General features: G+C 53.7%; 9 protein-coding genes. All 9 read left to right on the top strand.

What is annotated here, in order from left to right:
* Positions 1-55: 55 nt before the first annotated feature.
* The 9 genes from I8J30_RS04360 (at position 56) to I8J30_RS04320 (ending at position 14,427) form a co-directional block, all read left to right on the top strand.
* Positions 56-1,657: an SWIM zinc finger family protein gene (locus I8J30_RS04360; RefSeq protein WP_210655694.1), complete on the top strand. Its 1,602-nt coding sequence runs from the start codon at positions 56-58 to the stop codon at positions 1,655-1,657.
* Positions 1,654-4,593 carry a DEAD/DEAH box helicase gene (locus tag I8J30_RS04355; protein ID WP_210655692.1) on the top strand — a complete coding sequence of 980 codons (2,940 nt, stop codon included), beginning with the start codon at positions 1,654-1,656 and terminating at the stop codon, positions 4,591-4,593. The genes I8J30_RS04360 and I8J30_RS04355 overlap by 4 nt, the downstream gene beginning before the upstream one ends.
* Positions 4,594-4,756: 163 nt before the next feature.
* On the top strand, positions 4,757-5,167 hold the full coding sequence (locus tag I8J30_RS04350; RefSeq protein WP_210655690.1) for a hypothetical protein: 411 nt from the start codon (positions 4,757-4,759) through the stop codon (positions 5,165-5,167).
* Between the two features lie 1,238 nt (positions 5,168-6,405).
* Positions 6,406-7,383, top strand: coding sequence for an aldo/keto reductase (locus I8J30_RS04345; protein ID WP_210655688.1), 978 nt, complete (start codon positions 6,406-6,408; stop codon positions 7,381-7,383).
* Between the two features lie 253 nt (positions 7,384-7,636).
* On the top strand, positions 7,637-8,998 hold the full coding sequence (locus tag I8J30_RS04340; RefSeq protein ID WP_210655686.1) for an ABC transporter substrate-binding protein: 1,362 nt from the start codon (positions 7,637-7,639) through the stop codon (positions 8,996-8,998).
* 90 nt (positions 8,999-9,088) lie between these two features.
* Positions 9,089-9,970: a carbohydrate ABC transporter permease gene (locus tag I8J30_RS04335; protein ID WP_210655684.1), complete on the top strand. Its 882-nt coding sequence runs from the start codon at positions 9,089-9,091 to the stop codon at positions 9,968-9,970.
* Positions 9,970-10,869, top strand: coding sequence for a carbohydrate ABC transporter permease (locus I8J30_RS04330; RefSeq protein ID WP_210655682.1), 900 nt, complete (start codon positions 9,970-9,972; stop codon positions 10,867-10,869). The genes I8J30_RS04335 and I8J30_RS04330 overlap by 1 nt, the downstream gene beginning before the upstream one ends.
* 76 nt (positions 10,870-10,945) lie before the next feature.
* Positions 10,946-12,760: a sensor histidine kinase gene (locus I8J30_RS04325; RefSeq protein ID WP_210655680.1), complete on the top strand. Its 1,815-nt coding sequence runs from the start codon at positions 10,946-10,948 to the stop codon at positions 12,758-12,760.
* Positions 12,757-14,427: a response regulator transcription factor gene (locus tag I8J30_RS04320; protein WP_210655678.1), complete on the top strand. Its 1,671-nt coding sequence runs from the start codon at positions 12,757-12,759 to the stop codon at positions 14,425-14,427. The genes I8J30_RS04325 and I8J30_RS04320 overlap by 4 nt, the downstream gene beginning before the upstream one ends.
* The last annotated feature ends 1 nt before the right edge of the window (position 14,428 follow it).

The raw sequence follows: 14,428 nt of genomic DNA, 5'->3' as shown, positions 1-14,428 counted from the left end.
GTTTGCGAATGTGGTATAATGGTTGGAATGGTTATTGAGGAACGGGGGACGCATCGTGAGCACGTTTTTTCAACTGGATGAACAGCGGCTGCAGGCTTTGGAAACAGCTGTCGCAAGCAGCATCCCCCTTGAGGTGATGCAGCTTGGCTTTGATTATTACCGCCGGGAGAAGGTGCTTTCCGTTCAAGTGATGGAAGGTACCTCTGTATATGGAACCGTCAGGGATGCTGCAATTTTTGCCGTTACGCTCGACTGCGATGAGTTTGGCTTTAGCACATGTACATGTCCGGTAAAAGGGTATTGCAAGCATATGGCTGCTGTTTTCTATGCTTATTATGAATATGCGGGAAGAAGTGCGGATGAGGTGCACAACCGCTTGTTATACGGCCGCGATCCGATGTTTTCGGAAGGTCAGGCATCCGGTGGGACGGCCACGGCGGCGGCGGTCGTTGCTGCGGCCAAGACCGGTCTCGAAGGAGATCCGCGTTTATGGCAGCAAGATATGGAAGCCAAGCACGGCGAAGTATGGCGGCAATGCAGACATTCTCTGCACCCGCTGCAGCCTGTGTTGCAGGCGATTAAGGCGGTATCGAAGAATTGGGACGAAGGGCTGAGAAGGCTCCATTGGATGCACGGCATTATTTTTGTCGTAGAGCAATCCGAACGGGCTTATTCTCATACCGACAGCTACAGCCGCTACTATTATGAGATGGCTTTCGCGCGGATGACGGAGCCTTGGATTAATCATTACCATGAGCTCGCAGGGGAGCTAAAGCCGGATACCATGACAGACCTTGAACGTGTCGGGGTCGAGCAATTGCTTGAACGGTTTCACGAACGGGAAATGGATCGGGATCAGCAGCTTCACAGATGGGAGGCCCTTTATTTCTCGATCTGGGGGCAGCTTGTCCATGATTCCGCTTGGACCGGCAAGGAGAAAGAATGGCTGGAGCATAAGCTGGCAGAGGAGAAAGGCGCGGGACATGCGAGCTTCTTCGCACCGATGGCTCTCGCGTATCTGGCTTATGCGGAAGAAAACGACGATTATGCAATGGAGCTGCTTGCGAGAACGCAATTTAATCGGACGGCGCTGCTTGCTTGCGATTGTGCGCTGCAGCGGCTGGAGGAGCGGAATTGGGCGAAGCTGGAGAAGTGGATCCGGTATTTGTATGGCGGCTTATCGATTGAGCGCAAGTCCAAGGCGTTTGGACCGTTCTTGTCCATGTGCCGTTTAGCGGATCTTCAGCAGCCGGATAATCCGAGCTGGCAGCAGTATTTGGTGTCGTTCCTGCCGTATTCGTATTCGGCTTTGACCGAGCATTGGCTGGATCGCAAGCATTACGAGAAATGGGCGGATTTGCAGCTTCTATTCGGCATCGAGCCTGACGAGATGGATATTCAATTGGTGCGGGAGATCAGCAAAGCCTCACCGCGCGTGCTGTACCCGTTGTATCACCAAGCCATTGACGGCGCGATTCGTTCGCGCAATCGGCAGGGCTATAAGCAAGCCGTTAAGCTGATGAAGAAGCTGGAGAAGCTGTATAAAGCGGAAGAGCACGGCGATAAATGGATCCGTTATGTGGATGGTATCGTACGAAAGCATTGGCGCCTGCGCGCGCTGCAGGAAGAGCTTTGGAGGGGTAAAATCATCACATGAGAGGGTACACAGGTACTGAAACGGTCGTCGTTGACGGATTTTGGAAAGAGGGCGAGGGCCTGGTGCTTGCAGCCGGGCATGTCGCTGGTATAACGCTTCGTCTGCGCCGCCTTCTCTTCGCTTGGCACGAGGCATCTTGGTTCGGTGCAGAGATCGAAGAACGTACGGATGAGCGGCTCAAACGTACGGAGCTGCCGTTGTCACCGGCGATTGCGATGGATTATTTGTCCTCCCCGAAGCCGGTTAGGCTGCTGCAGGTGGAATGGACGGATAGGCTGCACGTCCTGGCCAAGCTGGCAGAGATGATGCGCGAAGCGCTGCTCTACGGCTGGTTCTCGCCGGATTGGTCGCGCTGGCGGGCCGAGGCGAGAGCTTGGCGCCTCGATGTGCCGCGCGATGAGGAGAGCAAGCGCGTGGAATGGAAGCAGCTTGCGGCACAGCTTGAGGAGCAGGGAGATATCGGTGCGCTGCAAGGGTGGTTGACCGGTATCGTGGAAGAGCTGATCGCTTCCGATGATTACGTAGGCGCGGCTTGGCGAAATGCCGCATCGCAGGCCGGCGAAGGAGCGCTCATGATGAAAGCGGCCGATGAGGACGATTGGCTTGTCTCCATCGGCATGAAGCAAGATAATGCGCCGTTCCGTACCGCTTTGCAGCTGCTTGAACCAAGCGACGGACATGGCTGGCGGCTGCGTCCGGCAGTTCGTGACCGCGAAGATGGCGGCTGCTGGATGACGCTTGCGCTGAATGAAGCGGGTAAGGCGCGTGGCGAAGAGCGGTTTATGCTGCCGCCGGATGCACCGGAAGCGTGGCGGGAGCATTTTGCCGAGCGTATGCGCAAGGAAGAAATGAAATGGGCTGCGGCGCTGCCGGAATGGACGCGATCGGAAGGTGGGACGGATGGCGGCGATGCTGATGCTGATGCTGGACACATCCGGATTGAGCTGAACGATGCGCAGGCATACGCATTTCTGGAGCAGGAGAGCGTGAAGCTGCTAGCCGCAGGTTGTTCCGTGCTGCTGCCATCCTGGTGGGAAGCGGCGCGTAACCGCCGGATGAAGCTGAAAGCCAAAGTGAAATCGTCGGTCGGCTCAGCCGAGCAATCGATGTTCGGCCTTCAGCAAATCGTGGATTTTGACTGGAAGCTTGCCGTTGGCAACGTCGATATGACGGAAGCGGAATTTATGAAATTGGCTTCCGAGAACCGCAGGCTGATGCAAGTCGGCGGCGAATGGGTGCATCTGGACCCGGGCGATATGGAACGGCTTCGCAAGTGGCTGAAGAAGAATGGCGGTAAGCGCGGCCTAACGATGCGCGATGTGATGGAGATGCATCTGCGCGGCGGGGCTGAGCTTGAACCGGAGGATGAGCTTCAAGAAGCGCTGACGGCCGAAATCGAGCTGAATGAGCACTTGGCTGCTTGGATCGGTCAGCTTAATGAATCGGCAGACTTACCGCTTGTTGATACGCCGGATGCTTTTCAAGGCGAGCTTCGCCATTATCAGCTGCAAGGGGTATCATGGCTCGCGTTTCTGCGTAAGTTCGGACTTGGCGGCTGTTTAGCCGATGATATGGGTCTTGGCAAAACGATTCAGTTTACCGCGTATTTGCAGCATGTGCTGGAGCAAGGGAGCCTCGGGCCATCGCTGCTCATCTGCCCGACGTCGGTTATCGGCAACTGGGAGAAGGAGCTGGAGCGATTCGCGCCGGAGCTGCGCGTGATGGTGCATTATGGACCGAAACGTCTGCGCGGGGAGGACTTCGCGGCGGAAGCGGCAGAGGTGGACCTTGTCATCACCTCATATACACTGGCTCCAATCGATGAAGAAGAGCTGGGTGCTGTTTCGTGGGATGTCCTTTGTTTGGACGAAGCGCAGAATATTAAGAACTATTATACGAAGCAATCCTCCGCGATACGGGGATTCTCCGCGCATCACCGGGTCGCATTGACGGGTACGCCGATGGAGAATCGGTTGACGGAGCTTTGGTCGCTGTATGATTTTACGAATCCGGGCTATCTGGGGACGTTGACAGAATTCCGTAAAGCGGTCGTGCTTCCGATTGAGAAGGAACGCGATGAAGCGCTTATTGCAGAGCTGCAGCGGTGGGTGAAACCCTTCATGCTGCGCCGGCTTAAGAAAGATCCTGCCATCGCGCTCTCGCTGCCGGAGAAGAACGAGATGCGCACGTATTTGTCGCTGACGGTGGAGCAAGGCGCGCTGTACGAGAATATTGTGTCTGAACTGATGAATCAGCTGGAGGCGGTCGGCGCTCTGCAGCGGCGGGGGATCATCCTCTCCGCGCTGACTCGCTTGAAGCAGGTATGCGATCATCCAAGCTTGTTATTGAAGGAAGATCGGGCGCTGTTCCCTTCGGCCTGGGATATCGAGCGCTCCAACAAGGTGCTTCGCGTGCTTGAGATGGTGGAGGAGATTGCGGCGGAAGGCGAGCGCTGTTTGATTTTCACGCAGTATGTGGAGATGGGCGCTACGCTTAAGCGGCTCATTGAAGAGCGGCTGGGCATTCCGACGCCGTATCTGTACGGGGCAGTGCCGAAGGCGGAGCGGGATCAGATGATCGAGCGCTTCCAGAACGAAGCGGAGCCCGGCTGCGCGTTCGTTCTGTCGCTGAAAGCAGGCGGCACGGGACTTAACTTGACGGCGGCCAACCATGTTATTCATTTCGACAGATGGTGGAATCCCGCAGTCGAGAATCAAGCGACAGACCGCGCGTTCCGAATCGGTCAGAAGCGAAATGTGCAGGTGCACAAATACGTGACACTGGGCACGCTGGAAGAGCGGATCGACGACATGATTACGCGGAAGCAGATGCTTAACGACCAAGTCGTGAGCCAATCGGAGAACTGGATTACCGAGATGTCGACTGACGAGCTGCGCGAGCTGTTCTCGCTCCGCAAGCATCGGCTGAAGGGGTAAGCGAAACGCTATTGAGTGAGCAACCGATGGAGCTAAACGCAACAGTGAGCAACTGATGAAGCAAAGCGTAACAGTGAGCAACCATGAAGCAAAGCGCGATCGTGTGTGAGGTACAGAGCAACCGATGGAGCTATGCGATAGTGAGTGAGGTGCAAGGCAATCGATGGAACAATGGACGGGTAATCAAGTGCATGAAGATGAAGCAGTGGCCGAGGATCGTGAAGCGGCTTCGTCGGCTGATGCTGCGTCACGAGAGATTGGTGCCGAGTTGGACGCAGCTGACGATGCGGTGCATGTGGGTGAATCCAAGGTGAAGGCAACTGACGAAACGGTGTATGTGAGTAGTGTCGGTGCGGGCGGCGGGGCTATGAAGGCTACTTCGACTGCGGTTGATATGTCGCAGCGATCGAGCCGCCTCCATTTGAGCGGCAAACTGACTGAAGCTGCGGAGCAGTTGGCCGGCCACCAGAGCAAGCCGCAAAACGCAATCGGGCCAGCCGAGGCCGCGCCTCACTGGCGCGATTTTTACGGCGCAATCCGCGCCGCGGTTCAAGGGATGCGCGGTGGTGAGTAACCTCGCCACTTACTATAGTTTATTGGAAAGGCGGCGATGATGGTTATCGCCGTCTTTTTTGTTCTCCATTCAATGAAGGGTACTGGCTACCTCTCATTTGCATATTTCGGCCTGAATGGGCTCAAGAGCGGTGACCGCTCTTGAGCCCATTGTAGTGGTTTTTGCCGCAAGTGAGGTAGCGGCTACCTCTCTTGCTAGCGAAGTAGGTCGGATTCGTACGCATGTGTAGCTCTGAGAGCAACACATGCGCCGAAATCGCGGAATTCGTTTGAATGTGTTGCTCTGGGAGCAACATATTCACCGAAATCACCGGATTCGAGCAAAAGTGTTGCTCTGGGAGCCACTCCTGCGCCGGAAATCAGGTCAAGTCGCAAAAAGAAGCTCACATGGAAACCTACATTGGCGGGCATGTGGGGGAATGGGATAAAAGTAGCTCATCCAGCGATCTACATTTGTGGGAATGCGGGGAAACGGGAGAAAGTAGCTTGTCTAGGAATCTACATTTGCGGGAATGCGGGGAAACGGGAGAAAGTAGCTTGTCTAGGAATCTACATTTGCGGGAATGCGGGGAAACGCGAGAAAGTAGCTCACCTTGGGATCTACATTGGCAGAAATGTGGGGGAATCCGAGAAAGAAGCTCACCTGGGGATCTACATTAGTCGAAGCTCGGAAGAGCGGACAATCGCCACAGCACAGCTCGCCTAGGGATCTACATTGTCGGAAAGTTGGGGGGACGGGAGAAAGTAGCTTGTCTAGGGATCTACATTTGCGGGAATGTGGGAAAACGCGAGAAAGTAGCTCACCTAGAGATCTACATTGGCAGAAATGTGGGGGAATCCGAGAAAGACTCACCTGGGGATCTACATTAGTCGAAGCTCGGAGGAGCGGACAATCGCCACAGCAACTAGATAGACAACTAGCTCGCCTAGGGATCTACATTGGCAGAAATGTGGGGGAATCCGAGAAAGAAGCTCACCTGGGGATCTACAGTGACTGAAACTCGGAGCAGCAAAGTAGTCGCAGAAGTGTGGACTCAATGAGCACTATACGCACTGCATTCGCGCGCAGAAGCGCAGCTCTCTGCAAGCCCCACATGGCTTCGATCGCCGGTAGGCGCGTAGGCGCCGTATAAACTAAACAGCAACTTCATTTTTCTTTCCCCTTCAATTTCTTTATAATAGGAAAGGGACTTATTTCCTTATCTCATTCATACATGGAAGAGGAGCTGTGAAATCAAGATGAAGTATACCTATTTGGGACGTTCTGGTTTGAAGGTTAGCCGCTTGTGTTTGGGAACGATGAATTTCGGAGTCGATACGGACGAGCAGGAAGCGTTTCGGATTATGGATGCGGCGCTGGATGCGGGCATCAACTTCTTTGACACGGCGAATATTTACGGCTGGGGCGAGAATGCCGGCCGCACAGAGGAAATTATCGGTCGCTGGTTCGCGCAAGGCGGCGGACGCCGCGAGCGTACCGTGCTGGCTACGAAATTTTACGGCGACATGAGTAACAAGAACGATGGACCAAACCGCGATGGCGGCTTGTCTGCTTATAAGCTTCGCCGTCACCTGGAAGCATCGCTTCAACGCTTGCAAACGGATCATATCGAGCTGTACCAAATGCATCACGTTGACCGCAACGTGAGCTGGGACGAGCTATGGCCTGCATTCCAAGCGGCACAAACACAAGGCCAAATCGGCTATGTCGGCGCAAGCAACTTCGCCGGCTGGGATCTTGCCGTAGCACAAGGCGAAGCGAAAGCTCGCGGAATACTCGGTCTGGTGTCGGAGCAACATAAATATAACCTGCTTTGCCGCTTACCGGAGCTGGAAGTACTGCCGGCTGCCCAAGGACTCGGCATCGGCGTCATTCCATGGAGCCCGCTTGATGGCGGCTTGCTCGCCGGTAACGTTCGCCGCGGCGGCGCGGGCAAACGCAGCGGTGACCTCAAGCGCATCGAGCAGCACGCGGCTCAGCTTGAAGCTTACGGCGCGCTTTGCGACGAGCTTGGCGAACGCGAGGATGTCGTTTCGCTGGCGTGGCTGCTTTCGAATCCGGCCGTAACCGCACCAATCATCGGCGTACGGACAGCCGAGCAATTCGAGAGCTCCCTGCGTGCAGTGGAGCTTGAACTGGACGAGTCGACACTCAAGCGGATCGACGAGATCTTCCCGGGACCCGGCGGAGAAGCGCCGCGCGCGTATGCTTGGTAGTCCATAAGTCAATCACACGCTCCAATGTCATGGAACCCAACAACAAGGATACTATTCTCTGATTGAACACGATACCCACAGGATTATTACCTCCTGTGGGTCGTTTATTATTATCCCTCCCTCCTATCCCAGCCCAAAAGTATCCCGAACTCGTTGTATTTTCGACCTCCTACGTTCTCGCTGCTCCCTCTATAATTCAAAGTGTAAGGAAGAGCGGTACACAAATATACGATTAACATTTGGAGGTCTTGAAATGAAAAAAGGATTTACAGTGGCAGCCGTAACGCTAATGTCGACATCCCTTGTACTTTCTGCATGCGGTTCCAAAGACGATACCAACACAACAAACACTTCAAATACGACGACGAACGAAGGCTCAACCAACGAAACGCCGGTGGCGAAAGACGTTACGCTTTCCCTGCGTCATACGCAAATTAAAGAAACAAGCAAAGTACGTCTGAAAATTTTGCAAGATGTTGTTGCGAAAACCGAACAAGACAACGCAGGCCTCAAATTCAACCTTGAAGGCATCGACGAGGTCGTTAACCGCGATCAGAAGCTGAAAGCGGAAATGGCAGCAGGCAACCCGCCGGATATCTTCGAAGTATTCGGCGGCGCGGACTTGAACCTGTATGTAAAAGCAGGGCGCATGCTCGATCTGACGCCAATTATTGAAGAGCTTGGCATCAAAGACAAGTTTGCAAGCTTGGATGAGTTTACAATCGACGGGAAAGTATACGGCCTTCCATTCGGCGGTTACAGCGAAGGCGTGTTCTATAACAAGAAGATGTTCTCTGAATATGGCTTGGAAGTTCCGAAAACATTCGCAGACCTGCTAACAGTAGCTGACGCTGTAAAAGCAAAAGGCAAAACGCCATTCGCACTTGCGGCAAAAGACGGCTGGGTTAACGGGATGCTGTGGAACACGGTGATGGAGCGTCACGTAGGCATCGATGCATTCAGCAAATTGCTGACCGGCGAAGCAAAATGGACGGATTCGGATTTCGTGGCAGGTTTCTCGGACTACGCAACATTGGTGAACAACGATTACTTCACTAAAGGTGCACTTGGTTTGCCATACGCGGAGCAAGGCGCGCAATTCCTGAAAGGCGACGCAGCGATGGTCTTCACGGGAAGCTGGGATGCGAACCGCTTTACAGGCGACGAAGCAGGCGAATTGAAAGGCAACATCGGTTACTTCTCCTTCCCGTCCATCGACGACGGTAAAGGCGACCAAACTTCGATCAACGCGAGCTATTCCAACGGTTTCGGCTTCTCGTCGAACCTGAACGACGACCAGAAAGAAGCCGTGAAGAAATTCATCGCGAACTTCTTTAACGAAGAAATCCAGAAACGTACGCTTCTTGAAGACAAAGTTCTTCCTTCCATGAAGCTGTCCGATCTGTCCGGCGTAGATCCGCTGATCTCCGATGTTCTGAACGTAATGGGCGGCGCATCGACTTCTTGGAAAGCTTTCGACGCGATCGTTCAACCAAGCGTTGGCGCCGATGTGGGCGTAGGTCTGCAAGAGCTGATCGGCAAGGTGAAGAAGCCGGAAGAAGTAGCGGCGAAAATCCAGGCGTCCCAAGAGAAAGCGAACGCAGCACAAAAATAAGAGCAATCACAACTTGGATGATGGATGGAGGGTGTCCTGCCGTAACAGGCACCCTCTTTTTATACGCCTAACCTGCTAGGAGGATTCCCGATGTATCAAGCGCTGAGAAACCCATGGATCTATATGGCTTTTATCGTTCCAACTCTTTTGCTCTACGGTCTGTTCTTTTTATATCCGGTCGTGGTGTCTTTCATTTATGGTTTTTATCAATGGGATGGCATTTCCGAGAAAGTATTTATCGGCGTCGATAACTTTACAAGATTGATTCATGACGAAGTATTCTTGAAATCGCTCGGCAACAACTTCTATTTCATGGCTTTTTCCCTTATCGTCAATATTCCGCTCGTGTTTCTGATTGCCATAATGGTCAGTAAAGCAAGACGCATGCGCGGCTTCTATAAATCAGCAGTTTTCGTACCCGTTGTGATCTCCACGGCAACAGTCGCTATTCTGTTCGGCGTCTTGTACAACTATGAATCCGGTATGATCAACCAAGTTTTGCGCGCGATCGGCGGCGAAAGCTGGGCGAAAGAATGGCTATCCGATCCTCATCTGGCTATGCTCTCGATTCTCATTGCGAACGCTTGGCAGAACATCGGGTTCTTCATCGTCCTTTGTCTGGCTGCCATTCTGAACATCCCGAAGGAAATCGGCGAAGCGGCGAAGATCGATGGTGTCAACGCATGGAGCGAAACGTGGAAAATCACGCTGCCGCTCGTACGTCCAATTTTGTTCGTCATGCTGCTGCTAACGGTGTCCGGTACGTTAAAGGTGCTTGATATTGTGCAAATTATGACCAATGGCGGACCATTCCAGTCTACCGAAGTTATGTCTACTTATGCGCTTAAAGTCGGCTTCCGTTCCTTGGAGCTTGGATACGGCAGCGCAATCGGCGTAGCGATGTTCATTCTAATTCTGGCGATGACGGCCATATTGCAGCGTGTATCGAAATCAGAGGAGGTGCAGTACTAATGGAACGTGTCCTTACAAAAGGCAACCTTACACCATCGCAAGATACGGCCAATCCGAAGCTGCACCGTTCCGTCAAAGTACGCAACAGCCAGTGGCCGCTTCATTTGTCGCTTTGGGTGTATGTCATCGTGATCCTTTTCCCACTGCTGTGGCTGCTCTTGTCATCGTTCAAAACAAATCGGGAAATCACGGTCAACACATGGGCATTCCCGTCCAAGTTTAACTTCGACAACTACAAGGCTGCGTGGCAAAGCGCGCACATTGGGGAGTATGCGTTTAACAGTCTCTATGTAACGGTCGCCGCCTGTTTGCTCACGATTCTGCTTTCGGCTGCAACTGCATTCGCTTTGTCCCGGATGAAATATAAAGTGCTAAGCAAGCGGATCTACGGCCTTATTCTGATGGGATTGCTCGTGCCTCCCGGCGCGCTGTTCATCCCGCTGTACCGCTTGGTGAATGATCTTCATCTCTACGATACGCATCAGGCGCTCATTTTGGTATACTGCACATATGCATTGCCAATTACGATCTTCATTCTGCATGCGTTCATGCAATCCGTTCCGTCCGAGCTGGAAGAAGCCGGCATTATGGACGGGCTTAGCGCGGCGGGATTGTTCGTCAGAGTGATCATACCGGTGTCGATGCCGGCACTGGTTACCGTCTTCATTCTTGCGTTCATTGGCAACTGGAACGAATATATACTCTCACAGCTACTCGTCACGACCGAATCGCTGCGTACGCTGCCAACGGGTATGGCTACCTTCAATGACGGCTATCGGACGAATTTTGCATCCCTCTCTGCGGCGGTCATTATCAGCATCATTCCGGTGCTGCTCGTGTACATGTTCCTGCAGCGTCAAATTATTGACGGGATGACAGCGGGCAGCGTGAAGGGCTAGACGTTAGACTTCGCACACAGACCGGCGCGATTTCGCTCGCATGTGGCAATAGCTGTAATGATAAAGGAGCCGTCCTATGAATTTGCGTCCGAAGCTGCTGCTGGCATTTATAGGTTTGATCGTTGCTCCGCTTATTTTTCTAGGCATCGTATCCTTTCTTAATTCGGAGCAGCTGCTGGAGAAGAAGTATAGCGAGCAAACCGAAATTACGCTCAAGGCGGTGGGCGGCAATATCCGCTATTTCTTCCGAGAGCTCGATCAACTCTCCGATACGAGCGTCACGAACGCAACCGTTCAAGATGCGCTGCGCAGCTCCCGCAATTCGGTTAATGATGCAAGCAGGCTGATCGCAATCAGCCAGTATGAGAAGTCGCTCGGGAAGCTGTTATGGCAAAATCCGGCGCTCAGCATGGTGATGCTTTACGGAGAGGACGGGACGATGTTCCGTTCTTATCGTAATGATCCGACCACGTTTAAGAACATTACGTACGATATGCTGAAGAACCACTCGATCTATCCGCAGATCAAGCAGTACGGAGGTCGGCCGATGTGGATCGGTCCCTTTGAGCAGCCCGGCTTAACCGGTACCGGCGCGGCTTTATTTACGCAGCTGCGCATTGTGCGCGATATGGAATCGTTCAACGAATCCGGCATTATGGTGACGCAGGTAAAGACCGACGACGTGGACAATATGCTGCGTGATTTTACGCTGACAGGCGAACAAGAGACGCAGACGCGTTATTTGATCATCAACGACGGCGGTCTGGTCATGCTGGATAGCAAGCACCAATTAGAGGGAAAATACGCTCAAAATCAAACGCAGCTTCAATTGCAGCACACGCAGCGCTACGTAAGCTCCCGCACCATGTTCAATCATGAGGATTCTCTCGTATCGGCGTATAACCTCGACCGCAGCGGGTGGATCCTTATTTCCGTAAAATCATGGGAGTCTTTAACGAGCGAGAATATTCGTTTCGTGCAGTGGATTGGCGGGATTACGCTGCTTTGTTTGATTTTCGCGATTCTCTTTAATATCTTCTTCGTCAGCCGGGTAGCCAAAGCCATTATCCGGGTAGTTCGCAAAATGCGCCTCGTGGAGCAAGGCATGATGGACACCCGCGTTCCGGCGAAAGGCAAGGATGAAACCGTACTTCTGGCGCGCAGCTTTAACAGCATGGTGGAGACAATCGGACGTCTGCTGAACGAGGTGCGCACCGAGCAGGAACGGAAGCAGCGCGCCGAGATGATGCTGATGCAAGCGCAGATCAAGCCGCATTTTCTGTTTAATACGCTGGAGTCGATCAATGCACTGGCAGCCCAGAACGAAGGCGGCAAAATCATGCAGATGGTACGCAGACTGAGCATTCTCCTGCGAACGAGCATGCATCACTCGGAGATTATTACGGTGCAGCAGGAGATTGAGCATGTACGCAGCTACCTGGAAATTCAGAAATACCGCTTCGAGGACGTGTTCACCTACGAGCTGTTGATCTCGGAGGAGACGCTCGATTATACGATTCTGAAGCTGACCCTTCAGCCGCTTGTCGAGAACAGCATTCAACACGGATTCGAAGGACTTGGACATGTCGGCATGATTACCGTATCGGTTCATCTGGAAGAAGGCTTGGTCATCTTGACCGTTACCGATAATGGAATCGGCATGAACGAAGCGGCCTTGAAACGCATTAACGGACTGAGCCGCGAGCAAGAGCGGGATCTCGACCTGAACGTGGCTGAGCAAGGGGAGAGACGCGGACTTGGGCTGCGCAGCGTCGCAGATCGGCTGCGTATTCATTATGGATCGCCTTATGGATTGCTCCTATGCAGCCAGGAGGGTTACGGCACCATTATCCGAATTAAGATTCCACGGAACCGAGGTGAACGGGTATGAACGGAAGAGTGCTGCTTGTCGATGACGAACAACATATTACTCGCAACCTAGAGAAGGTTATCCCTTGGAGTATGCTTGGACTTGAAGTTACGGGCACCGCGAAGAACGGTGTAGAAGCATTGGAACTTCTGCGGGCGGAGCCGGCGGATTTGATTCTATGCGACATCCGGATGCCGGTCATGGATGGACTCGAGCTGGTCCGTCAAATCCGGGAGCGGGGAATGGCTTGCGACGTTATTATGCTGTCGGGCTACCAGGACTTCTCGTATACGAGGTCTGCGATTCAGTATGGGGTGAAGGATTATATCCTTAAACCGATTCCTTATGACGAGCTGACAGGGGTCATTGCAAGGGTCATGTCGGAGCAGCGCAATAAACGGCAGCAGATCAAGGAAGAGCAGCGCAAGCTGGATCGGATGATTGATTTGGCGAACGAGAAGATCCTGTATGACGTGCTGATGGATTATACGGATATCACGCCGGACAATTGGCTGATGGCCGGACAGGAGCAGCTGCTCGGGGAGCCCCAATATACGCTGCTCGTGCTGGATATCGATGCCGGTTCTGCCGATGCGCGGGACTGGCGCGAATGGCCGGACAAAGAGCGGAAGATCTGGAACTTCGCCGTGTGCAACGTGCTGCGCGAGACGCTGCGGCTGGCCGGACTGCATCATGCGGTCATCCAAATGCGCGACGGCGAGTGGTGCGTCTTGATTCGCGGCCAGAAGGCCGCGGATAGCGGAGACGGTTCGCCGGAGGCGCGCGAGCTGCAGGTGAATCAATGGGCGGAAATGCTGCTGGCCTCCGTTCGCAAGAATGCCAAATTGCAGCTGCATGCGGGCATATATGATAAAATGACAGCGATGAACAAGCTATCCTCCGCATACAAAACCGTGCAGCGCGGCATGCAGCTGTCTACGGAATCGGTGCCCATCGCGGTATACGGCAGCGAGTTTGCGGGCGGATTTGATCCCGGGCGGACGCTGTGGGATATTGCGGAGCGGCTGATCGGAGCCATGAAGCGCGGCGATGCGGCCGGCGTGGATGCGGAACAAAGGCGACTGGCGGAGCAGCTGCATAAGGCGGGCGGCAGCGCGGAAGGCCGGCTGAAGCCGATGCTGCATTTTCTGGCGCTGCATCTGATGCGGGAGCTGAAGGAAGCGGATTTGCTGCAGCGCGAGCAGGAAGAAGCGATGTGGCGCAAGATGGATTTGCATTTTGGCGTGAAGGATTTGTTTGCCGCGATTCGGCAAGCTTCCAGCGAAGGCGTCGCGCGTTCGACGGACAAACGCAAGCATTCCGAGCGGCAGTTGACCGATGCGAAGCAGTTCATGGACCGTCATCTGTTCCGTGATCTCAGCGTGGAGGAGGCAGCTACGTATGTCGGACTGTCGACCTCGCATTTCAGCCTGCTGTTTAAGCAAACGTATGGCGAAACGTTCATCGAATATATTACGCGTCAGCGGATGGAAAAAGCCAAAGCGCTGCTGCTTGAAACGTCGAAGAGCGTCGCGCTGATTGCCAAGGAAGTCGGGTATGCGGAGCGGCGGTATTTTACAAAAGTGTTTATGAAGTATGCGGGGCAGAATCCGACGGACTACCGAATGGCAGTTCAGGGGGGCGGATCGCTGTTAACCGTCCCCGAGGAATCAGAGGATGAGCATTAAC

The organism is Paenibacillus lignilyticus (assembly GCF_017942085.1).
Classification (GTDB): Bacteria; Bacillota; Bacilli; order Paenibacillales; family Paenibacillaceae; genus Paenibacillus_Z; species Paenibacillus_Z lignilyticus.
This window is presented reverse-complemented; position numbering and strand designations above follow the sequence as displayed.

What these genes read in the sequence shown, in the direction of transcription:
- I8J30_RS04325 (WP_210655680.1), top strand. Translation starts at nt 10,946, where the DNA reads ATGAATTTGCGTCCGAAGCTGCTGCTGGCATTTATAGGTTTGATCGTT.
- I8J30_RS04345 (WP_210655688.1), top strand. Translation starts at nt 6,406, where the DNA reads ATGAAGTATACCTATTTGGGACGTTCTGGTTTGAAGGTTAGCCGCTTG.
- I8J30_RS04335 (WP_210655684.1), top strand. Translation starts at nt 9,089, where the DNA reads ATGTATCAAGCGCTGAGAAACCCATGGATCTATATGGCTTTTATCGTT.
- I8J30_RS04330 (WP_210655682.1), top strand. Translation starts at nt 9,970, where the DNA reads ATGGAACGTGTCCTTACAAAAGGCAACCTTACACCATCGCAAGATACG.
- I8J30_RS04340 (WP_210655686.1), top strand. Translation starts at nt 7,637, where the DNA reads ATGAAAAAAGGATTTACAGTGGCAGCCGTAACGCTAATGTCGACATCC.
- I8J30_RS04350 (WP_210655690.1), top strand. Translation starts at nt 4,757, where the DNA reads ATGGAACAATGGACGGGTAATCAAGTGCATGAAGATGAAGCAGTGGCC.
- I8J30_RS04320 (WP_210655678.1), top strand. Translation starts at nt 12,757, where the DNA reads ATGAACGGAAGAGTGCTGCTTGTCGATGACGAACAACATATTACTCGC.
- I8J30_RS04355 (WP_210655692.1), top strand. Translation starts at nt 1,654, where the DNA reads ATGAGAGGGTACACAGGTACTGAAACGGTCGTCGTTGACGGATTTTGG.